Genomic DNA, 21,154 nt, shown 5'->3' on the forward strand with positions numbered 1-21,154 from the left:
AGGACACCCATGAATGCACTCTTGAATTTCGTCGAGCGACTCAAGCTCACAACCAAGCTGGTCATCGGCTTTTCCACCGGAATCCTGGTCGCGGTAGTGATCGGCCTGCATGCCCAATCCAATCTTTCCCATATGCATGCGGAAATGGAAAAGATGTATGAGACGGACTTGCTGGGGCTCTCGCATATCAAGGAAGCCAATGTCAATCTGATCTATATGGGGCGTGCCCTGCGGCACATGATGATTGCCCAGGATGCTCAGTCGCGGGACCGTGCTAGGGCGCAAGTCGATCAGGCCCGGAGTACGCTCCGCGACGAGATGGCTGAGGCGCGTAAGCGCCTGTTTCGCACAGAGGCGGTGGAACGTTACGAGCAGTTCCAGCGTGATTTCGCTAAATTCAACGAGAATGTCGAGCATGCCATGAGGCTGATCGAGCGGGAAAGCCTCAACCCCTCTGTCGCCGCAAAATTCATCACCAGCGCGGAATTCGCCGCAGTCGTCAATCAGGCGGACGACGAACTCGACAAGCTTACAAAGGTCAAGGAGCTTGGCAGCAAGGAAACCCTTGAACAGGTGCGGACGCAGGTGGCGGGGACCCAGCGCATGGCGATGTTGTTGTTGCTGGGGGGAACTTTTACCGCTGTCTTGCTTGGTTTTTTCGTCGGCGCCAGCATCCAGCGTCCCAATGACCGCTTGCGCGGTTCGGTGGAGGATCTGGCGGCGGGCAATGTGGATACCTCAATTCCCCATACCAACTATCCCAACGAAATCGGAATCATGGCCCGCGCCATCAGCGTGCTACAGGATATCTATCGCAAGGCCAATGAGCAGCATTGGGTCAAGTCGCATGTGTCGGACATCGGCGCGGCCCTGCAGCAGGCCGAGGATTTCGGCGCCCTAACCCAGGTCACGGTTTCCAAAGTCGCACCAGTAGTCGGAGCCGGACATGGGGCGTTCTACGTCGCCGATACGGAGGGCCGATATAACCTTCTGTCCAGTTACGGCTATCGTGAACGCAAGCATCTGAACAACAGTTTCATGGTGGGCGAGGGTCTGGTCGGACAATGCGTCCTGGAAAAGGCGACCATCGTACTGACGGCGCCAAAGGATTATATTCGTATCAATTCCGGTCTGGGCGAGGGGCCTCCCGCCAGCATCATCGTGCTGCCGATCATTCACAACGATCGCGTTCTCGGCGTTTTGGAATTGGCTTCTTTCCAACAGTTCAATCCGCGAGAACAGGCGGTTCTGGAGGCATTGTTGCCAACGCTCTCCACGAGCATGGAGATTCTCGACCGTAACCTACGAACCAAGGAACTGCTGATCGCTACCCAGGAACAGGCTGAGCGAATGGAAAAGCAGGCTGCCCAACTTGAGGAGCAGCAGGTGGAAATGGAAGCCCAGCAAGCTGAGCTGCTTGAAACCGAAAATTGGTTCCGCAGCATCATCGAAACAGCGCCAGACGGTATGCTGGTCACCGATTCGGAAGGCAGAGTTCTACTTGTCAACCCACATGCGGAAACTCTGTTTGGATATTCATCTGGCGAGCTGATCGGCGGGGAGATTGAGAAATTGGTGCCTGGATTCCATGAGATGAGTGGTAGCCAAGAGGTGACGGCGCGGAATAAGGACGGCACCTCGTTTCCCATCGTTCTTTTTTCCAGCGCACTCCCACCGCGAGGTGGCCGCGGTAGATGTGTCAGCATTTCCATAAGGGCGCTCCAGGACTCGTAAGTTATTATTGCGATACCGGAAGGCATAAGCGAATGCGCGTATCAACGGTCGTCAGTCTTGGCATGGGGTTGGTGGTTCTGGCCAATGTCGTGCTCATTGGGCGAGTCATCGCTCCGCAAGTGGACAAGCAGGCGAGTGTCCAGTCTGGCATGACGGCTGAAAGGCTTATGGTGCTCGGTCTTGACGCGGCATCGCGGATTTCGGCGGAACGCGGCCCGGCCAACGGCGTTTTAGGCAGCGACCTGCCCTTGCCGGCAGAGCGGATCGAGGCGCTGCGGCTGGCCCGTGCCGGAACCGACAAGGCATTGCAGGAGATCAAGGCGGCTCTGAGCAATGGGCATCCTCTGCGTAACCAAGAGGCTGTTGTCCGGTCCATTGACGTTTCCGATCGCCAATTGGCAACGGCACGGCGTCAGATCGATGACCTTGCTTCTCACCCGCGCTCGGATCGCAAGGACGCGGAGGTCATGACGGCGGTGAACGCCATGATCGATGTGATTCCAATGCTGGCGCCTGGGCTGAACGCCATCGAGAACAACCTGGCTCAGGCTGACCCGTCGCTGATCAATTTTGTCACCATCGCCCGGCTGGCCACGGAAATGCGAGACCATGCCGGCCAGCTTGGTTCGGTCTTCACGGCCCCCTTCGTTGTCCGGAGACCGATGACCGGCGATGAGCTTGCCCGAGTAGAGCGTTTACTGGGGACGATTCAGGCCCTGGATTATCAGTTGCGGCTTGCCTTCGACAAAACCGGCTCTCCCCAGGATCTCAAGATTGCCCTGGCGGCTATCGATTCCGACTTCATCGGCGGAGGGCTGCCGTTGGTGCGCCGTATTCGTGACGTAGGCATGAGCGGTGGCGAATACGGAATGAGTGCGGCTGATTTCGCCAAGATCTACGTACCGCAGATGAACGTGATTCTCGGGGTGCGTGCCACCGCGCTGAAGGCGATTTCAGCCCAAATAGCCGAAATTGACCATGAAAGCCGTTGGGCGCTGCGCACCAATCTGGTGCTAACCATCATTGTGGCCGCTTCGATACTGGCCTGCTTCCTGTTGATTGTCCTGCGGATGTCTCGTCCGCTGTCGCAGGTTCAAAAGGCGCTGGGACAGCTGTCCAAGGGGGAAGACCGGATCGATTTGCCCGCTGCCCGTCATCGTGACGAAATCGGTGAGGTCGTCGAGGCTCTCACCCAGCTGACGTCCGTCGTGAGGGAGCGGGCGAAGGAAACTTATGTCTCCGGCCGAGTGGCGCAGATCAGTACCGATTTGCAAGGAGCCGAAGATTTCGAAGGGCTCTCCCGTGCATTGTTCTCCAATCTGTCGACGGTTCTCGATATCGGTTTTGCCAGCTATTTCCGGCGTGATGGAGAGGATGACGCCCTTGTGTGCTGCGGTGGGTATGCTCGGCAGGGAGATGTCGTCTCACGACAGCGCATCGCCTTGGGTGAGGGGCTGATCGGCGAATGCGCCATGGAGCGGCGTGAGATTGTTATCGCCAACCCGCCGGTAGACTATCTGCGCATTCAAACCGGACTGATGTCGGCCCCGGCTCAGGCCGTACTGCTGCTGCCTGTTCTCAGCGGTGCCCAATGCCTGGGCGTCATCGAGATTGCCGCGCTACGGCCGATCGATGGCCGCGACCGAGAGGTCATCGATGCCGTTCTGCCGGTGCTATCCATGCGCATGGAAATCCTGGCACGCAACGAGCGAACCCAGCAATTGCTGATGTCCACCCAGGAACAGGCGCGTGAACTGACGGTCCAACAGGAAAGGATTCAGTCGCTGCTCTCCGAGCAGGACGCGATCTTTGAAAATGCACCCATGGGAATCATGTACACCGCCTCGGGGCGGGTCCAGCGGGCCAACCCGGTCATGGCCGAATTGCTCGGCTACACGGTGGAGGGCCTAAAGGGACTGGAGGCAGCATCTTTCTTTTCTTCGGCGGATAGTTATCACGAATTTGGCGTGCAAGTCGGGTCTCGGTTGGCTGCGGGCGAGGGCATCCATCTCGAATGGGATCTTGTCCGGGGCGACCACGCCATCTTCACGGCGATGATCTCCGCAAAGGCCGTCCAGCTTGAAGGGCTCGAACGTTCCTCCATCTGGATCGTCGAGGACATCACGGAGCGCAAGCGCCTCGAACGCGAGATGCAAGACAGCGGTGAGCGGTTACGCCATATCCTGGAAAACAGCCCGTCGGGCGTGTCGATCAACACGGAAGACGGACGTTCCATCTTCTCCAATCAGCGGCTTGCGGAAATGCTGGGGACCACGCCGGAAGAACTGGCTCAACGGAGTGCCACCGCATTCTGGCTCAATTCATCGGATCGCCAGGATTTCATCGAGACCCTGCGCCGCGATGGGTTCGTGCGCGACTACCAAGCTCAATTCGTGCGCGCAGACGGCACGCCGATCACGGTTCTCCTGGCATCGGCTCTTACCGAATTTGCCGATGGACGCTATCTGGTCACCTGGGCCTATGACATTACGGAACGTCAGAAAGCCGAGGATGCCGTTCGCTTCGCTGGGGCAGAGCAGCAGGCCATATTCGAAGCCGCCACGGTAGGTATCGCTTTCCTCAAGAACCGGATCATCATGCGCGGCAATCCGCAGCTTGATCGACTATTCGGCTATGAGCCTGGTGAGATGGTCGGCCAGTCCACCCGTATCTGGTTTGCCGACGACGCGGCTTTCGCAGACGTGGGGTATTCTTACCATGCCCTGTCTCGAGGCGAGGTTCACCAACGCGAACAGGAATACGTTCGCAAGGATGGCTCGCGTTTTTGGTGCCGAATCAGCGGCAGTGCCATCGATCCCTCGGACCTGTCCCGCGGCGCGGTCTGGATGTTGGAGGACGTGACCGAGGCACGGGCGGCGGCCGAGGCTCTGGCCCGCGCCAAGGACGCCGCCGAAGATGCCGCAAGGACCAAGAGCGATTTCCTGGCCAATATGAGCCATGAAATCCGCACCCCTATGAACGCCATCATCGGGATGAGCCATCTGGCCCTCAAGACCGAGATGACGCCGCGTCAGCGCGACTACGTGAAAAAGATCCAGCAATCGGGGCAGCATCTCCTGGGGATCATCAACGACATTCTGGATTTCTCTAAGATCGAGGCTGGCAAGCTGGAGGTGGAGGCTTCCGAGGTCCAACTGGACAAGGTATTGGAGAATGTCGGCAACCTCATTTCCGATAAGGCGACCGCCAAGGGGTTGGAACTCCTATTCGATATAGGCTCGGGCGTCCCTCTCGACTTGATGGGAGATTCCCTAAGGCTGGGTCAGGTGTTGATCAACTACGCCAATAACGCGGTGAAATTTACCGAAGAGGGCGAGATCACCGTGGCTGTGCGCCTGATGGAAGATCTCGGTTCCGACGTCATGCTGCGTTTCGAAGTCAAGGATACCGGCATTGGTCTGACCGAGGAGCAAAAGGGGCGCCTGTTTCAGAGCTTCCAGCAGGCTGATACCTCAACCACTCGCAAATTTGGCGGTACCGGTCTGGGGCTGGCCATCTCCAAGAAGCTAGCCGACCTGATGGGGGGAACGGTCGGAGTCGACAGTGTCTCTGGAGAGGGCTCTACCTTCTGGTTCACGGCCCGCCTGGGCAAGGGCAAGCCGCGTGCCCCGATGTTGCCCGAGACCGAGTTGCAGGGGCGTCGCATGCTGGTGGTCGATGACAACGAGAATGCCCGCGCCGTGTTGGTCGACATGCTGACCTCGATGTCATTCGAGGTCGATGCCGTCGATTCCGGGCGCAAGGCCATCGACATGATCCGTGAAGCCGTGCTGAGCGATCCTTACGAGGTGGTTCTTCTGGACTGGCAAATGCCAGAGATGGATGGCTTGGCGGTGGCAGACGCAATTCATTCGATACGTCTACCCTTTCCGCCGCGCCTCATCATGGTCACTGCCTATGGCCGAGAAGAAGTGATCAAGGGCGCGCAGGCAGCCGACATCGGCGAAGTCCTGATCAAACCGGTCAGCCAAGCAGCCCTGTTCGACAGCATCATGCGGGTGTTCGCGTCCGATGAGCGCCGCGGCGAGAGTGACGATGGTTCCGAGACCTGCGGCCCCAGCCTGGACAAGCTGAATGGCATCAGGGTGTTGTTGGTTGAGGACAACGAGCTTAATCAGGAAGTAGCCAGCGAAATCCTCAGTGATGCGGGGCTTATCGTCGAAATCGCCGAGAATGGCCAGATCGCGGTGGATAAGGTCAAGACAGGAGCTTACGACCTTATCTTGATGGATATGCAAATGCCGATCATGGACGGTGTCACCGCTGCTCGTGAGATCCGCAAGCTGGGCCTCGTAAAATTACCCATCATCGCCATGACCGCCAATGCCATGCAGATGGATAAGGATCGCTGTCTAGAAGCGGGCATGAACGATCATATCGCCAAGCCCATCAACCCGGACTCGATGTTCGCCACCTTGCTGAAATGGCATGCCCCGGTTGTTGCTCAGAATGCAGGTCCGGTGATAGCCAAGCCAGGACCGGAACCGGACGACCACAAGGAACTCGTCGCGCGCCTGCGCAGCTTGCTGGCCGACAACGATCCCGAGGCCGAGGAACTCGTCGACGCCAACATGGCGTCCCTTCGCAAGCTTCTGGGGGCTAAAACCAACCGCTTCGCCAAGTTGGTGAGCGGATTCGACTTTGACAAGGCGATAGAGCTGCTGCCGGGGAAAACCAGTCCGGCTGAGTGCCCCAATTTGCCCGAGATCGATCCCGACGTGTTCGACTTTGACCGCATGGGGCCGATCTATAAATGGGATATGGCGCGCATTCAGCCGTTGCTGTCTGCCTTTTTGGACGACGCTGCCGCCAAGGTGAGTCGCATTGGGAACGAGACCGATCTGTTGGCCCTGCGTGAAATCGCCCATGGGCTTAAGGGCACCGCCAACACTGCCGGGGCCGTGCGGTTGGGTCGACTGGCTGCTGATATCGAGACTTCGGCCAAGGGGGGCAATAACGAAGCGGTTGCCATGCTGGTGCCATTGCTGCCCGCTACATTGACCGAATTGAAAGACGCTTTGGCGTCGATTATCGACCACGAAGGTGACGCATGAATGACGCAGACTTACGACGTATCAAGGTGCTTCTGATCGACGACGAGCCGTTCATCCGGCTGACCATTCGGCAAATCCTGATGCAGATCGGCATTCCGCCGTCGAATCTTTACGACGCCGGTGACGTAAAGACTGGCTTGGCCGAGACGCTCCGGATGCGCCCCAGTTTGGTGTTATGCGATATTCACATGCCGGGCGAAGACGGCTTCGTCTATGTCACCAAGGTCCATTCCGCGCCAATTCCTGAAGTAGCCGCTATCCCAGTGGTCATGCTGACCTCGGATTCGGGAGAAGAGGCGGTGATGACCGCCAAGGGGCACAAGGTCGCGGGCTATCTGGTCAAGCCGGTGTCCATTGCCGCCGTCAAGAAAGCTCTCGAACGTGCGATGAAAGTGACCCTGCCATGAGCGAAGACCGCCGCCCGATTGTCCTTGTCGTTGATGACACGCCCGATAACTTGAAGTTGATGAGCGCCCTGCTCAAAGACCTCTACCGTGTCAAGATCGCCAATGCGGGAACCAAGGCGCTGTTGATCGCTGCTTCGGACTCCCCCCCTGATCTGATCTTGCTCGACATCATGATGCCCGAGATGGACGGATACGAGGTCTGTCGCCGCCTGAAGGCTGATCGAGCCACCCGCGATATTCCGGTGATCTTCCTGACCGCCAAGGCCGAAACCGAGGACGAGGAATTGGGCCTGAAGGTTGGCGCCGTCGATTACATCACCAAGCCGATCAGCCCGCCTGTCGTTCTGGCTCGTGTAGAGACCCACTTGAAGCTGAAGGCTAGCGCCGACTTTCTGCGCGACAAGGCCGATTATCTGGAGGCCGAGGTCGGCCGGCGCACCCGCGAGGTTATGGCCATTCAGGACGTTACCATCCTGGCCATGGCATCCCTGGCCGAAACCCGCGATTCCGATACAGGCAACCATATCCGCCGCACCCAGCATTATGTCCGTGCCCTGGCCGAAAAGCTGAAAGATCAGCCGCGTTTTTCCTCTTATCTTGACGCTTCCACCATCGACATGCTGTTCAAGTCGGCGCCGTTGCATGATATCGGCAAGGTCGGCATTCCCGACCGTATCCTGTTAAAGCCCGGTCGCTTCGAGCCCGCCGAATTCGAGATCATGAAGACCCACACCACGTTGGGCCGCGATGCTATCGAACATGCCGAGCAATCTCTGGGTACTCCCGTCGAGTTTCTATCGATGGCTAAGGAGATCGCATTTTCCCACCAGGAAAAGTGGGATGGCAGTGGCTATCCGCAGGGCCTCTCTGGTGACGACATACCGATCTCGGCTCGTCTGATGGCGGTGGCTGATGTCTACGACGCCCTAATCAGTCGGCGAGTATATAAGGATGGAATGCCGCACGACCGCGCCGTGGCGATCATTCGAGATGGTGCGGGCAGCCATTTTGATCCCGACATCGTCGATGCCTTCCTGGTTCTGGCAGACGCCTTCATGACCATCGCAGATCAGTTCTCCGACACTGACAGGGATATGGAGCAGAAACGCGAGTATCTCGAACAGGCTGGTGGTTAACCGGCTCCCCTTCCCGCGCGTCTCCGGGCATAGTGGGTTACGGTTTCGAAGCTCAGGCTGCTGTCAAATCCGATCTGATCAGACAATTTGAAGCTTCGAGCCTATCGCATTGTCGAGGCTCCTCGCCATCGGCCATTGACAACTCGGTATCTCATTGAATTTCAGTGAGAGAAGGTTCGCCACCAACCCCCAGCGCTCCGCCACTTACCTTGCGAATCCAGTTCTCCATGTTCTGGTGGGTGCCTGAAGTTCAGGCTGCCTGCGCCGTTTATGTGGCATGGCTGTTGACCGGGCAGGGCACCGGAGAGCGATTTCGCGGCCAGCATCACTTTCTCTTCCCTTCGCTATTCTCCGCTGGCTGTTGACTGCGAATCCGATGAAGGTACGGGTTTTGTCGGGTGGGTATTGAGTGGACTGTCACCGTAGTCGTCACCGTAGTCGTAGGTGAACTCCGCGCGCCCTTCTGCCCCGCCTCATGTCGAGTAAGTTGCGGATCGGTGAAGTGGAAAAGGGACTGGAAGCGGTCTGACCCCGCACGCGGTGGATTGATTTCTGCTGTCCGCAACAGATAATGGAGGTTGTGCCTCCGCTGCGGCCAGGGGCAGTAAACCCGGATAGAATTGGACTGCGGAGTCGTTTGATGGGTGGTGGCGATCAAGAAAATGCCAAACAGGGGCAACCGGAATTTTCTGATTACATCGTCTTCGTCGATGAAAGTGGTGGCCCGACGCTGAAGGAGATCGATCCGCATTTTCCGCTACTGGTGCTGGCCTTCCTGATCGTCAAAAAGACTGACTACTGCACCGTTTTGTGCCCGGCAGTGCAAAATTTCAAATTTCGCCATTTCGGGCACGACCAGATCATCCTGCATGAGCGGGAAATTCGCCGTGATCTCGGAGCGTTCTCCTTCCTGAAATCGAGGGAGAGAAAGGCGGCCTTCCTGGGCGAGTTGACTGATATTATCTCGGCCTTGCCCGTACATTTGGCGGCGGTGGTGGTCCGTAAGGACGTGCTGAAGGGGCGATACGTCACGCCCGAGAACCCCTATCACCTCGCATTGAAATATGGCCTTGAGCGGGTGGCGGCCTTCCTGCATCAGCAGCAGGCTTGGCAGGAGGGCAAGACCCCGACCGTTCATGTGGTCGTGGAATGCCGGGGCAAGAACGAGGATGACGAACTGGAACTGGAGTTCCGCCGGATTTGCGACGGCGGCAATTACAAGAGCCAGAAGTTGCAGTTCGATCTGATCTTTTCTGACAAGAAGGCCAATGCACCGGGTTTGCAGATCGCGGATCTGATGGCCCGTCCCGTGGGGATGTCGGTGCAGAAACCCAACCAGCAGAACCGGGCCGTCGATGTGCTGAAGGCCAAGCTTGTCCAACGGTATGGCCGGGTGGATGGCTGGGGGCTGAAGGTGTTCCCATAACCGGAAAACAAGCGGCCCCGACAATCGCTCGCCAGGGCCGCATGCCGACCGAGAATCCCCAGTCCATGAGGTGATCTTACCCTCTCTCAGCCTACACGGGCAAGCCGGAAAATGGGAGTACGGTGACAGTGCATTCAATACCCGAATTCCAGGCGGCATAACGCATTGATTTAGATGTTTAGTCCCGGCATTTGATGGATCGGGTCAAGCTTGAATCGCTTTGGCTCTGTTGTCCAGATTTTGCAGATGTATTCGTATGGTGTGAGGCCCTTGAGGGTCTTGAGGCGCTTGGCGAAGTTGTAGGCCAACACAAAGTCATCGAGGTGGGCGCGAAGCTGAGCGTGGTTGTCGTAGAAGAACCGCTTCACGGTCGCTTCCTTGATGGTGCGGTTCATGCGCTCGACCTGCCCGTTGGTCCAAGGATGCTTGGGCTTGGTCAGGCGATGGTCGATGTCGTTCTGGGCGCAGGCAAACTCGAAAGCATGGGCGCGGAACCGCTCGCCCCGTTGCATCGCCAGCTTGATGTCAGATGCTGCCGAGGCCTTGTTTCCTGGGGTCGTGAAGTGGGTGCCGTTATCGGTCAACACGGTGTGGATCGTGTAGGGCACCGCCTGGATCAAGGCCCGCAGGAAGTCAGCGGAGATACGTGTCGTCGCCTTCTCATGCAACTGGATAAACGCGAACTTGCTGGTGCGGTCTATGGCGACAAACAGGTAAAGCTTGCCTTCGGCGGTCCGCACCTCGGCAATGTCGATGTGGAAATAGCCGATGGGATAGGCCTTGAACTTCTTCTTGGCCGGTTTGTCACCCTCAGTCTCCGGCAGACGGCTGATGCCGTGGCGCTGCAAGCAACGATGCAAAGCAGAGCGGGTCAGGTGCGGGATCGTCGCCTGTAAGGCGTACAGGCAATCGTCCAACGGCAACAAGGTATGGCGGCGGAAGGCCACGATGATGGCCTCCTCCTCGATGCTCAGCACCGTGGATTTGGCTTCCTTCGGCCCCGTCGGCAGATCGCTGACGGATCGGCGCTTCTTCCACTTGGCAACCGTTTTGGGGTTGATCCCGTAACGCTTGGCAAGGGCCCTCAGGCTCTCTTGACTATCTTGTATTGCTCGACGGACTGCCTCTGTCGTCGTGGCGCTGCCGTGTAGAACCTGGCCCATAGTGCCTCCTTCCACTCCGTGGACAAGAATGCACCATCAAATGCCGGGACTAAACATCTAAAACGAGAGAAGGTTGGCCCGCAGCCCACTTCCCTCCGCCATCGAAATGAAAAGGCCGCCCTTGAGGCGGCCTTTTCATTTCGACCCATGTGGAGATCGGCGAAGGAGCGGCATTCCGGGGCTGAAGACGGGGGGCGCCTGGCGCCGGACCGAGAAGGCCGCCCTCCCCCCTCCTGCGGGCCGGACGGCGACGCAGCTGCTACGCCACGCCCCCGGCGCTCTTTCAGCCCGAGCGACGTCCGCAGGCGCTTGAAGGATGCTTCGCCGTTCCCGGCATGACGGCGCGTTTCATATTTGATGCCCGCCGCCTCAAACACCAAAAGGGCCCGTGGCTGCCCACGGACCCTTTTGCAATGCTTGACCTTCGAAGCCTTAAGCGGCGGCGGCCTGCTTGGTCGCCAGGGCGCGCTCGATGCGCTTCTTCAGGCGGCGGGCCTCGGCGCTGAGCTTGGTGGTGGCGATGGACAGCAGGTAGGAGTCGATGCCGCCGTTGTGTTCGATGGTCTTCAGACCGTTGGTCGAGATGCGCAGGCGCACGGCATGACCCAGGGCGTCGGACAGCAGCGAGGCCTCCTGCAGGTTGGGCAGGAACCGACGACGGGTCTTGTTGTTGGCGTGGCTGACGTTGTTTCCGGTCAGAACGCCCTTGCCGGTGATGGCGCAGCGACGAGCCATAGCGAAATCCTCATATCCAAAAATTCGGTCCCGGAAGAGCGCCCGTTGGCCGGGGCATACCGGAGGAAGCCGCGTTTTTACGGTGACCGAAGCCGCCCGTCAAGCGCGGAATCCGATTCCGTCGCATATATCGCCCTCAGGCGCCGGGCGGGCGCGGGCGCCCTGGGCTTCCGCGGCATAAGCCGCGCGGCGCCTTGCGCCTAGCCCATCCCGAAACGGGATGGGTCCCTTCCACTTATGGGCTCTACCTCACCCAACGGCCGAGATAGCTTTGAATCAGCTGGGCCATCTGCTGATCGATATCCTTCGCCAGGCTTTCGCTGATGTCGTAGAGCACCCGGTCGCGCTCGTTGAGCGTGATGCCCTCGGCCACGGTCTTGGAGCGGGTGGCCTGGGCCACGGTCTCGCCCTGGACCATGCCGCGCGCGTCGAGAATCTGCACCGCCACGTTGAGGGCGGCGTCGTAGCGCACCTCCTGCTCCTTCTTGAAGGCGCCGGAGAATCCCTTGTCGATGGCCAGCGGCACCTCGACCACCTTGGCGTCCCGGATCACCACGCGGGCCGAGCCGCTGCGGCCCACCGGCTTCAGGCGGTCCTGGGCCCAGCGCTGGATGGCGCCCTCGGGCGACACCGGCATCAGATGTTCGATATGGGGCGAGCGGCCGGGCGCGACGAATTCCGAGACGATTTCCAGCTGTCCCACGTCCAGCTGGAAGGGCCGCAGGTTGGCGAAGCTGATCTCGGGCAGCTTCTGCATGGGCGGCTTGGCGTTCTGGCAGGCGCTGGCGGTCAGGGCGGCGACAACGGCCACCACCAGGCGGAAATGCCGAGCGATCATCGGAATGGCTCCCCTTGAGCGTGCGAAACGTGCGGGATCAATATCGGTGCGGTACGGCAAGCCGTCAAGAATGCTGCAGTTCGGACAGCCGGAAGACATGGTCGGCGCGGCAGAACTCGCAGGTCACCACGATACGGCCCTCGGCATCGGCCACCGCGGCGATCTCGGCGGCGGGCAGCGAGCGCAGGGTGGTCTCCACCTTGGCCCGCGAGCAACGGCAGCGGGCCTGCAGCGCCTTGGCCTCGAACACCTGAAGCTGCTCGGCATGATAAAGGCGGTAGAGCAGCTGCTCGGGCGCCAGGGCGGCATCGGTCAGTTCGGCGCCGGTGACGCTGGAGAGCAGGATTTCGGCGCGGCGCCAGCTTTCCTCGGCCTCCTCGGCCACCAGGATGGGGGCGCTGCCGCTCCCCGAGGGCATGCGCTGGATCATCAGCGCCGCCGCCGCCCAGCCCCGTCCGTCGGCGGGCGGACGAACCATGGCCTCGATGGCGGTGTCCAGCTGTTCCGATTGCTTGAAATAGACCCGGGCGCAGTCTTCCAGGGTGGCGCCCTCCAATTCGACGATGCCCTGATAGCGCTCGGTATCCGGCCCCTGGTCCACGGTGAAGGCGAGATAGCCCTTGCCCAGCAGGACGGGCACCGAGGCCCGGTCGGAAACCTCCACCTGCCCCAGACGGGCGGCGTCGAAGCGGGCATGGGCGCGCACGTCGCCGCCGCTGGTGACGTCGGCCACCAGCAGCGAGACCGGGCCGTCGCCCTGGGCCTGGAGGGTGAAGATGCCGTCGAACTTCATGGAGGTGGCCAGCACGGCGGCCAGGGCCATGGTCTCGGCCAGCAGGGCGGCCACCGGCACCGGATAGGCGTGCTGATCGTCGAGAATGGTGTCCAGCGCCGCGCCCAGGCGGACCAGGCGTCCGCGCACCGCGCCGCCCATCACGGAAAAGGGCAGGACGGTATCGGTCAAGCCAGGCACCAGGTCAGGATTCCCTTCTGGACGTGCATGCGGTTCTCCGCCTCGTCCCACACCACCGATTGCGGGCCGTCCATGACCGGGTCGGTCACTTCCTCGCCGCGATGGGCGGGCAGGCAGTGCATGAACAGGGCATCCGGCGCGGCCTTGGCCATCAGCGCCTCGTTGACCTGATAGGGCTCCAGCAGCTCGTGGCGGTTGGAATCGGTGCAGCCCATGGACACCCAGGTGTCGGTCAGCACCAGATGGGCGCCCTGCACCGCCTCGGCGGGATGGGTGGTCAGCACCACGCCGGCTCCCCGGGCCCGGGCCCAGTCCACGGCGGCGCGCGACGGCATCAGGCTTTCCGGGCAGGCCAGACGGATCTCGCAGCCGAAATGGCCGGCGGCGTGAATCCAGCTGGCGGCGACGTTGTTGCCGTCGCCCACCCAGGCCACCACCTTGCCGGCCAGCGAGCCGCGATGCTCCTCGAAGGTCATCACGTCGGCCATCACCTGGCAGGGATGGGATTCGTCGGTCAGGCCGTTGATCACCGGCACGCCGGCATGCCGCGCCAGCTCGGTCATCTTTTCCGGCAGGTTGGTACGGATCATCACCGCGTCGACGAAGCGCGACAGCACCCGGGCGGTGTCGGCGATGGTCTCGCCCCGGCCAAGCTGGGTATCGCCCGCCGCCAGCATGATGACGTCGCCGCCCAGCTGCTTCATGCCCACCTCGAAGGACACGCGGGTCCGGGTCGAGGGCTTCTCGAAGATCATGGCCAGGATCTTGCCGGCCAGCGGCGCCTTGGGGCCCCTGCCCTGCTTGTAGGCCAGGCCGAGATCGAGGATATGGCGCAGCGTCGCCGTGTCGAATCCGTCGAGGTCGAGGAAATGGCGGGGCGCGCCCGATGCGTTGGAAGGGATCATTTCACCTCATCGAAGGCACGGGCCAGGATGCCCACGGCTTCGTCCACATGGCTCTCATCGATGATCAGCGGCGGCAGCAGCCGCACCACATTGTCGCCGGCCCCCACGGTCAGCATTCCGTGGCCCGCCAGCCTGGCCACCATCTCGGTATTGGGCATGACGGGCTTGAAGCCCAGCATCAGGCCGAGGCCACGCACCTCGGTGACCACGCCGGGAGAACGGGCGCAAACCTCCTCGACCCGGCGGCGCAGCAGGGTGGCCATGGCCTGGACATGCTCCAGGAAGCCGGGTTCGGCCATGACGTTCAGCACTTCGTCGGCCACCGCCATGGCCAGCGGATTGCCGCCGAAGGTGGAGCCGTGGGTGCCCGCCACCATGCCCGAGGCGGCCTTTTCCGTCGCCAGGCAGGCGCCCACCGGGAAGCCGCCGCCCAGGCCCTTGGCCGCCCCCATGATGTCGGGGGTGACGCCAGCCTGCTGATGGGCGAACAGGGTGCCGGTGCGGCCCATGCCGGTCTGCACCTCGTCGAAGATCAGCAGCAGGCCGAACTCGTCGGCGGTGGCGCGCAGGCGGCGCAGGTAATCGGGATCGCCGGGGACGATGCCGCCCTCGCCCTGGACCGGCTCCACCAGGATGGCGGCGGTCTCCTTGGTGATGGCGGCGCGCATGGCGTTGAGATTGCCGAACGGCACGTGGTCGAAGCCTTCGACCGCGGGGGCGAAGCCCTCCATGTGCTTCTTCTGCCCGCCGGCCGCCACGGTGGCCAGGGTGCGGCCGTGGAAGGCGCCCTCGGCGCAGATGACGCGGTAGCGTTGGGGATTGCCGGCGGCGTAGTGGTAGCGCCGGGCCATCTTGATGCAGCATTCCAGCGCCTCGGCGCCGGAATTGCAGAAGAACACCGTGTCGGCGAAGGTGCGCTCCACCAGCTTGGCGGCCACTTTCTCCTGCCCCGGCACCCGGTACAGGTTGGAGGTGTGCCAGACCTTGCCGGCCTGCTCGGTCAGCGCCTTGACCAGACGAGGATGGCAATGCCCCAGGGCGTTGACGGCGACGCCGGCGGCGAAATCGAGAAAGCGTCGGCCATCGGCCGTGAACAGATGGACACCCTCGCCCCGCTCGAAAGCGAGGTCGGCACGCGCATAGGTCGGCATCACCACTGGAATCACATTCGCTCTCCCGAGAATGCCCGGCGGTCTCGCGAAAGCGAGCGAAAAGGCCGGCGCGCTCATGGAAAGCGGCAGAATATCGGTTGGAAAGCGGCAAATGTCAATGGGCAGGCGGCTTTTCAGCTTCTGAGCTTGTATCCGCTGTCCAGCATGCGCCAGGTGACCAGCAGCAGCACCAGATCGGCAACCGCCATGGCGGCCACGCCCACCGCCACCGAACCGTCGCTCACCCCGATGAAGCCCGCCCGGAATCCGTCGATCATATAGAAGAACGGATTGGCCAGGGCGATGGCGTGGAAGGCCTGGGGCAGGCGCTCGATGGAATAGAAGGTGCCGGACAGGAACGACAGCGGCGTGACGATGAAATTGGTCACCGCCGCCATATGGTCGAACTTGTCGGCCCAGATGCCGCCCATCATGCCCAAGAGCGACAGCATCAGCGAGCCCATCACCGCGTGATAGACGATCAGGGCGGGATTGTGGACCGGCAGGGGCACGAACAGGGCCATGGCGAGGCCCACGGCGATTCCCACCGCCAGCCCGCGCGCTACCCCGCCCAGCGCCACCGCCGCCGTCTGCTCGGCCCCGGTCAAGGGCGGCATCAGCATGTCGACGATGTTGCCCTGGACCTTGGAGATGATGATGGAGGAGGAGGTGTTGGCGAAGGCGTTCTGGACGATGGCCATCATGATCAGGCCGGGGCTGAGGAACTGCACGAAGGGCACGCCCCGGACCTCGGCCGCCACCGGCCCCAGCGCCAGGGCGAACACCGACAGGAACAGCAAGGTGGTGACCACGGGGGCGACGATGGTCTGGAAATAGACCTTGAGGAAGCGCCGCACCTCCTTGCACAGCAGGGTCCAGGCGCCCAGCCAGTTGACCGCCCCATAGGAGCGGGGCGCGGGCGGAAGGATGTTCACGTCGTCTCTCATGCTACACTCGCTTCCATGACCAGCAGGCGCCCGCCATCCAAGATCACGCCATCATACCTCGAGAATGCAGCGCTGCATTATCTCGAACGCTATTCCTCGTCCAGGGCCAACTTGCGCAGGGTGCTCATGCGCAAGGCGGACCGCTCGCTGGCCCATTGGGGCGGCGAGCGCGACGAGGCCGTCCGCATGGTGGAAGCGGTGATCGCCAAGCTGGCGGCTCTCGGCTATCTCGACGACGGCGCCTATGCCGGCGTCAAGGTGCGGGGCTTGCGGCGCAAGGGGGCCAGCACCCGGCTGATCCAGGCCGCGCTGGCCGCCAAGGGGGTCGAGGCCGAAACCGTCGCCGCCGCCCTGTCCGAACAGGAGCCGGAGTCCGAGCTGGCCGCCGCCTTCACCCTGGCGCGGCGGCGCCGGATCGGCCCCTACCGTCCGGCCGACCGGCGGGCCGAGTTCCGGAGCAAGGACATGGCCGCCTTGGGCCGCGCCGGCTTTTCGTGGGAGATCGTCCGCGCCGTGATCGAGGCCGACGAGCCCCCCTCAGTCTGACACCATCTTCTGGGCCTGGGGCGAGCTCATGCTGATGCCGGCGGCGTCGAAGCGCTGCTTCAGGCGGCGGTTGAACTCGCGGATCAGGGTCATGCGGTCGCCCGGCGTGGTCTTGATGCGCACCCTGAGGATCACCGAGGCCGCGTCGAAGCGCTCGACACCCAGGACCTCGGCGGGATCGATCATCATGGCGCCCCAATTGGCCTCGCCCCGCATCTCGGTGCCAAGAGCCAGGATGACCTCCGTCGCCCGGTCGGTGTCCACCTCATAGGCCACCGGCACGTCGATGCCGGCGTAATTGAAGCCCCGGCTGGAATTGATCACGGTGGAGACCGCGCCGAACGGCACGGTGTGCAGCGAGCCGTTGCCGTCCCTGATCTTCAGGGCCCGGATGGACAGGGATTCCACCGTGCCCACATGCTCGCCCACCTTGACGGAATCGCCCACCGCCACGGTGTCCTCGAACAGGATGAAGGCGCCGGTGATGATGTCCTGGACCAGCTTCTGCGAGCCGAAGCCGATGGCGATGCCCAGCACGCCGGCGCCGGCCAGGAGCGGCGCGATGTTGACGCCGATCTCGGACAGCACGATCAGCCCCACCGTCACCACCAGCAGGATGAAGGCGGCATTGCGCACCAGGGGCAGCAGGGTGCGGGCGCGGCCCGAGCGCGGCAGCTGGTTGCCCTCGGCGTCGGTGGCGGAGAGATAGCGCTCGATGACGGCCCGCAGCACTTCCCAGAACACCACCGCCAGGGCCAGGACCAGGATGATGTTGATCACCCCGGACAGAATCCGCCGCCCCCACTCCGAGCCCACCACCGCCATGACGTCGTAGACGCCCAGCGACTGGATGGTCATCAGGCCCACCGCGCCGCCCAGCCCGACCAGCAGGACGCGGCGCAGCCAGCCCAGGCGCCGGCGGATGCGCAGGCGCTGCTCGTCGGACAGCCGCCGCCCGGCGAAGCGGTGCCAGGCGCCGCGCGACAGCCGGTCGGCGCCGAAGGCCACCGCCAGGGTGAGGACGACGATCACCGCCGTATGCTGCCAACGGTCGCGGCCCGAATGGTCGGCCAGCTTCTGCACCATGACGTCGGCGGCCTTGTCGCCGATGACGTTGATCTGAGCGGGAAGTTCGGGGCCGGGCGCGGCCGGCGGCGTCTGGGCCCGGGCGGGGCCGCACAGCGCGCCCAGCAACAACAGGGTGGCGAGCAGGCGCCCCAAGACGCCATTATGGGCAACAACACTCATGGTCTCAAACCGCTCCGAGGATCGAAGGCATGTCGGCTGGTGTCACCATCTATCACAACCCGCGCTGCGGCAAGTCGCGCGATACGCTGAAGCTGATCGAGGACAGGGGCATCAGCCCCACCATCGTGGAATACCTGAAGGAGCCGCCCTCGGCCGCCGAGCTCTCCCGCATCCTCTCCCTGCTGGGCAAGCGCCCCGCCGAGATCCTGCGCAAGAAGGAAGCCGCCGAGGCGGGCATCGACCCCGCGAAACTGGACGACGCCGCCCTGGTCCAGGCCATGGTCGCCAATCCCATCGTCATCGAGCGCCCCATCGTGGTGACGGCCACCAAGGCCGCCCTGGGCCGCCCGCCGGAAAGCGTGCTGGCGATTCTGTAAGGGCGGCCTTCACCGAAACGCAACGCTCCGGCGCTTGGCGTGAGAGTTGGAATTGGCATAGATTGCCGGAAGGGCCGTCTCCTCCTCGTCAGGGAAGACAGGCTTCTGGCGAGGGGGCCGGCCATTTTTCCCCGGATGGCCCCCTCGCCGCTTATTTCGATGCATCGCCGTCCCGACGCGTCTCGCGAACAGAGGCGGATTGTCACCCTGAGCAAAGCGAAGGGCCTTTCAGGCACTTGCGGCAACCGCCCCGGACTGAAAGATGCTTCGCTGCACTCAGCATGACAGCGCGTTTCGTATTTAACGCTCGCCGCTTTAGCGCGGGTCACCCCACCTTGCGGGAGATGGCCTGGACCCCCGTCTTGTCGGCGGTGAAGACGTGGTCCACCAGCCAGTCGCGCAGGAAGACCATGACCTCGGCCGACAATTCGGCACGACCGGCATCGAAGTCCTTTTGGAAGGCGATCACCTTGGCGGCCAGGGCGGCGTGGATCTCCTTGTGGCGGTCCAGGCTGTGCAGTTCGCCCTGGGCCCAGATTTCCTCCTCGCGGGCGAAATGCTCCCTGGTATAGGAGACCAGCTTGCCCAGGATGGCCGAGGCGCTGGCGCGCGGCGCCCCGCTCAGGGCCGCCTGGTTCAGTTCGTTGACGTATTGGACCAGCTTCTCGTGGTCGGAATCGATCACCGGGTGGCCGGTCAGCCAGGTGTCGCCCCACTGGATGGACGACGAGCTTTCCCGCACCCCGGCCAGGAACGATTCCACCGCGCCGCGCAGGGTGTCGGTCTGGCGATGCAGGTCGCCGGCGGCTTCGAGCACGTGGCGGGCGGCGGCGCTGCTTTCGCGCGCCCCGTCGCTGACTCCGGCGATATTGCCCGCCACCTCGCTGGTTCCCGCATGGGCCTGCTGGATATTGCGCGAGATCTCCTGGGTGGCGGCGCCCTGCTCCTCCACCGCCACGGCGATGGCCCCGGAAATCTCGTTCATGCGCTCGATGGTGCGGCCGATATTGGCGATGGCCGCCACCGCCTGATCGGTGCGGCTTTGCACCCCGGCGATCTGGGCGGTGATCTCCTCGGTGGCCCTGGCGGTCTGGTTGGCCAGGGTCTTGACCTCGTTGGCGACGACAGCGAAACCTTTTCCCGCCTCGCCGGCCCGGGCGGCCTCGATGGTGGCGTTCAGGGCCAGCAGGTTGGTCTGGCTGGCGATATCGTTGATCAGGCTGACCACGTCGCCGATCCGCCCCGCCGCCTCGGCCAGGCCGCGCACCAGTTCGTTGGTGGCGGCCGCCTCGGCGGCGGCGTCGTGGGCGATGGAACTGGCCAGGCCGACCTGGGAACCGATCTCGCGCGACGAGGCGGACAATTCCTCCGAGGCCGCCGCCACGGTGGAGACGTTGGCGGCCGCCTGCTCGCTGGCCGCCGCCACGGCGCTGGCCTGGCGCACGGTCTGTTCCGAGACCGAGGACATGCCCTGGGCGCTGGATTGCAGCCGGGTCGCCGCCGAGGCGACGATGCCGATCACCTCTCCGACCCGGCCTTCCAGGTCGTCGGCCATGCGGCGCAGGGATTGCTGCCGCTCGATCATGGCGCGGGCCTCGGCGTCGCCCTGGTCGTGGCGCAGTTTCTGGATGTTGCGGGCGTTCTCCTTGAACACCTCGACGGCGCGGGCCATGGCGCCGATCTCGTCGCTGCGCCGCTGCGACGGCACCTCGGCATCCAGGTCGCCCTCGGCCAGGGCGGTCATGGCCCGGGTCATGGCATTGACGGGACGCACCATGCCGAGGATCACCCCTGCCACCCCGGCCAGGGCGACGGCCAGCACCGCCGCCGCCACGCTCCACAGGACGATCATGAACCAGCGTTCGCGCTGGGCGGCGTGGGCCTCGGTCTCGGCGGTCAGCCGCTCGGCCCCCTTGACCACCTCGTCGATTTCGGCGCGGTGAGCGGCATAGGCCTCGGAAATGGCGGCGAAGGCGGCCCGCGCCGCATCCATCTCGCCCCGCTCCAGCGCCGGCAGGAAGCCCTGGTCGATCACCGTCCACAACCGCATGGCCGGAGCATGAGCCCCCTTGACCAGCCGGTCGCGCAGGACCGGATCCATGTCCTGGCCGACCCAATAGGCGTGGCGGTCGTCATACTCCTTGCGCAGCTTGGCCAGCGCCGCCTTGCGGCCGGGCAGGCTCGCGGGGTCGGCCAGGGCCAGGTTGGTCTCCAGATAGGCCTCGATGACGTATTCCGGCGGCGGCAGGATGTCGGCCACCAGATCCTTGCCCTGAATGATGCGCTGATAGACCGGACCGCCCACCTTCAACTCGCCGATGGCCAGATATCCGGCCACCCCCACCGCCAGCAGCCCCCCCACGACGGCGAATGCGAAGAGATTGGTCAGCCGGGCGATGGTCAATCCGTTGCGCATGGAACCCCCTTTGCCGCGCCACCCCAACGGCGCCTTGGAACGACTCTAGCATTGCACGCGAATTAAGCACTACATGA

The 21,154-nt window shown here is 62.8% G+C and carries 16 protein-coding genes; 7 read left to right on the forward strand and 9 right to left on the reverse strand.

Annotated features, from left to right (window positions below; genetic code table 11):
• Positions 1 to 9: 9 nt before the first annotated feature.
• The 5 genes from ACV4UZ_RS15240 to ACV4UZ_RS15260 all read left to right on the forward strand — a co-directional run bounded on the left by ACV4UZ_RS15240 (position 10) and on the right by ACV4UZ_RS15260 (position 9,778).
• Complete coding sequence (locus ACV4UZ_RS15240) at positions 10 to 1,734, forward strand: MCP four helix bundle domain-containing protein (RefSeq protein WP_491601642.1); 1,725 nt, start codon at positions 10 to 12, stop codon at positions 1,732 to 1,734.
• Between the two features lie 32 nt (positions 1,735 to 1,766).
• Complete coding sequence (locus tag ACV4UZ_RS15245) at positions 1,767 to 6,809, forward strand: response regulator (RefSeq protein ID WP_491601643.1); 5,043 nt, start codon at positions 1,767 to 1,769, stop codon at positions 6,807 to 6,809.
• Positions 6,806 to 7,216, forward strand: a complete 411-nt coding sequence (locus tag ACV4UZ_RS15250) for a response regulator (RefSeq protein WP_491601644.1) — start codon at positions 6,806 to 6,808, stop codon at positions 7,214 to 7,216. The genes ACV4UZ_RS15245 and ACV4UZ_RS15250 overlap by 4 nt, the downstream gene beginning before the upstream one ends.
• Positions 7,213 to 8,352, forward strand: coding sequence for a response regulator (locus ACV4UZ_RS15255; protein WP_491601645.1), 1,140 nt, complete (start codon positions 7,213 to 7,215; stop codon positions 8,350 to 8,352). The genes ACV4UZ_RS15250 and ACV4UZ_RS15255 overlap by 4 nt, the downstream gene beginning before the upstream one ends.
• Before the next feature lie 640 nt (positions 8,353 to 8,992).
• Positions 8,993 to 9,778, forward strand: a complete 786-nt coding sequence (locus ACV4UZ_RS15260; RefSeq protein ID WP_491601646.1) for a DUF3800 domain-containing protein — start codon at positions 8,993 to 8,995, stop codon at positions 9,776 to 9,778.
• Positions 9,779 to 9,948: 170 nt separating this feature from the next.
• On the opposite strand, the gene ACV4UZ_RS15265 is transcribed toward ACV4UZ_RS15260, so the two are convergent.
• From ACV4UZ_RS15265 to ACV4UZ_RS15295, 7 genes are all read right to left on the reverse strand, one after another.
• A complete protein-coding gene (locus ACV4UZ_RS15265; RefSeq protein ID WP_491599989.1) occupies positions 9,949 to 10,941 on the reverse strand; it encodes an IS481 family transposase in 993 nt (330 codons plus the stop codon).
• A 432-nt stretch (positions 10,942 to 11,373) separates the two neighbouring features.
• Positions 11,374 to 11,676, reverse strand: coding sequence for a 50S ribosomal protein L28 (gene rpmB, locus ACV4UZ_RS15270; RefSeq protein ID WP_085374257.1), 303 nt, complete (start codon positions 11,674 to 11,676; stop codon positions 11,374 to 11,376).
• Between the two features lie 244 nt (positions 11,677 to 11,920).
• Positions 11,921 to 12,514 carry a hypothetical protein gene (locus ACV4UZ_RS15275; RefSeq protein WP_491601647.1) on the reverse strand — a complete coding sequence of 198 codons (594 nt, stop codon included), beginning with the start codon at positions 12,512 to 12,514 and terminating at the stop codon, positions 11,921 to 11,923.
• A gap of 64 nt (positions 12,515 to 12,578) precedes the next feature.
• Positions 12,579 to 13,478, reverse strand: a complete 900-nt coding sequence (gene hslO / locus ACV4UZ_RS15280) for an Hsp33 family molecular chaperone HslO (RefSeq protein ID WP_491601648.1) — start codon at positions 13,476 to 13,478, stop codon at positions 12,579 to 12,581.
• Positions 13,475 to 14,392, reverse strand: a complete 918-nt coding sequence (gene argF, locus ACV4UZ_RS15285) for an ornithine carbamoyltransferase (protein ID WP_491601649.1) — start codon at positions 14,390 to 14,392, stop codon at positions 13,475 to 13,477. The genes hslO and argF overlap by 4 nt, the downstream gene beginning before the upstream one ends.
• Positions 14,389 to 15,558 (reverse strand): aspartate aminotransferase family protein, encoded by a 1,170-nt coding sequence (locus ACV4UZ_RS15290; RefSeq protein WP_491601650.1) that lies wholly within the window; start codon positions 15,556 to 15,558, stop codon positions 14,389 to 14,391. Before ACV4UZ_RS15290 ends, argF begins: the two co-directional genes overlap by 4 nt.
• 119 nt (positions 15,559 to 15,677) lie before the next feature.
• On the reverse strand, positions 15,678 to 16,490 hold the full coding sequence (locus tag ACV4UZ_RS15295; protein WP_491601651.1) for an ABC transporter permease: 813 nt from the start codon (positions 16,488 to 16,490) through the stop codon (positions 15,678 to 15,680).
• Between the two features lie 126 nt (positions 16,491 to 16,616).
• Here ACV4UZ_RS15295 and ACV4UZ_RS15300 point away from each other — a divergent pair, with 126 nt between their 5' ends.
• Entirely contained in the window at positions 16,617 to 17,036 is a 420-nt protein-coding gene (locus tag ACV4UZ_RS15300) for a regulatory protein RecX (protein WP_491601652.1), read from the forward strand.
• On the opposite strand, the gene ACV4UZ_RS15305 is transcribed toward ACV4UZ_RS15300, so the two are convergent.
• Complete coding sequence (locus tag ACV4UZ_RS15305) at positions 17,028 to 18,284, reverse strand: mechanosensitive ion channel family protein (RefSeq protein WP_491601653.1); 1,257 nt, start codon at positions 18,282 to 18,284, stop codon at positions 17,028 to 17,030. The genes ACV4UZ_RS15300 and ACV4UZ_RS15305 overlap by 9 nt on opposite strands.
• A 29-nt stretch (positions 18,285 to 18,313) precedes the next feature.
• Here ACV4UZ_RS15305 and arsC point away from each other — a divergent pair, with 29 nt between their 5' ends.
• On the forward strand, positions 18,314 to 18,661 hold the full coding sequence (gene arsC, locus ACV4UZ_RS15310) for an arsenate reductase (glutaredoxin) (protein WP_491601654.1): 348 nt from the start codon (positions 18,314 to 18,316) through the stop codon (positions 18,659 to 18,661).
• 325 nt (positions 18,662 to 18,986) lie between these two features.
• On the opposite strand, the gene ACV4UZ_RS15315 is transcribed toward arsC, so the two are convergent.
• Positions 18,987 to 21,077, reverse strand: a complete 2,091-nt coding sequence (locus ACV4UZ_RS15315) for a bacteriohemerythrin (RefSeq protein WP_491601655.1) — start codon at positions 21,075 to 21,077, stop codon at positions 18,987 to 18,989.
• Between the last annotated feature and the right edge of the window lie 77 nt (positions 21,078 to 21,154).

Source organism: Paramagnetospirillum sp., from assembly GCF_058402745.1.

Bases quoted from the DNA above. Each gene is read 5' to 3' on its own strand.
- ACV4UZ_RS15240 (WP_491601642.1), top strand. From the start codon at position 10: ATGAATGCACTCTTGAATTTCGTCGAGCGACTCAAGCTCACAACCAAG.
- ACV4UZ_RS15245 (WP_491601643.1), top strand. From the start codon at position 1,767: ATGCGCGTATCAACGGTCGTCAGTCTTGGCATGGGGTTGGTGGTTCTG.
- ACV4UZ_RS15250 (WP_491601644.1), top strand. From the start codon at position 6,806: ATGAATGACGCAGACTTACGACGTATCAAGGTGCTTCTGATCGACGAC.
- ACV4UZ_RS15255 (WP_491601645.1), top strand. From the start codon at position 7,213: ATGAGCGAAGACCGCCGCCCGATTGTCCTTGTCGTTGATGACACGCCC.
- ACV4UZ_RS15260 (WP_491601646.1), top strand. From the start codon at position 8,993: ATGGGTGGTGGCGATCAAGAAAATGCCAAACAGGGGCAACCGGAATTT.
- ACV4UZ_RS15265 (WP_491599989.1), bottom strand. From the start codon at position 10,941: ATGGGCCAGGTTCTACACGGCAGCGCCACGACGACAGAGGCAGTCCGT.
- rpmB (WP_085374257.1), bottom strand. From the start codon at position 11,676: ATGGCTCGTCGCTGCGCCATCACCGGCAAGGGCGTTCTGACCGGAAAC.
- ACV4UZ_RS15275 (WP_491601647.1), bottom strand. From the start codon at position 12,514: ATGATCGCTCGGCATTTCCGCCTGGTGGTGGCCGTTGTCGCCGCCCTG.
- argF (WP_491601649.1), bottom strand. From the start codon at position 14,392: ATGATCCCTTCCAACGCATCGGGCGCGCCCCGCCATTTCCTCGACCTC.
- ACV4UZ_RS15295 (WP_491601651.1), bottom strand. From the start codon at position 16,490: ATGAGAGACGACGTGAACATCCTTCCGCCCGCGCCCCGCTCCTATGGG.
- ACV4UZ_RS15300 (WP_491601652.1), top strand. From the start codon at position 16,617: ATGCGCAAGGCGGACCGCTCGCTGGCCCATTGGGGCGGCGAGCGCGAC.
- ACV4UZ_RS15305 (WP_491601653.1), bottom strand. From the start codon at position 18,284: ATGAGTGTTGTTGCCCATAATGGCGTCTTGGGGCGCCTGCTCGCCACC.
- arsC (WP_491601654.1), top strand. From the start codon at position 18,314: ATGTCGGCTGGTGTCACCATCTATCACAACCCGCGCTGCGGCAAGTCG.
- ACV4UZ_RS15315 (WP_491601655.1), bottom strand. From the start codon at position 21,077: ATGCGCAACGGATTGACCATCGCCCGGCTGACCAATCTCTTCGCATTC.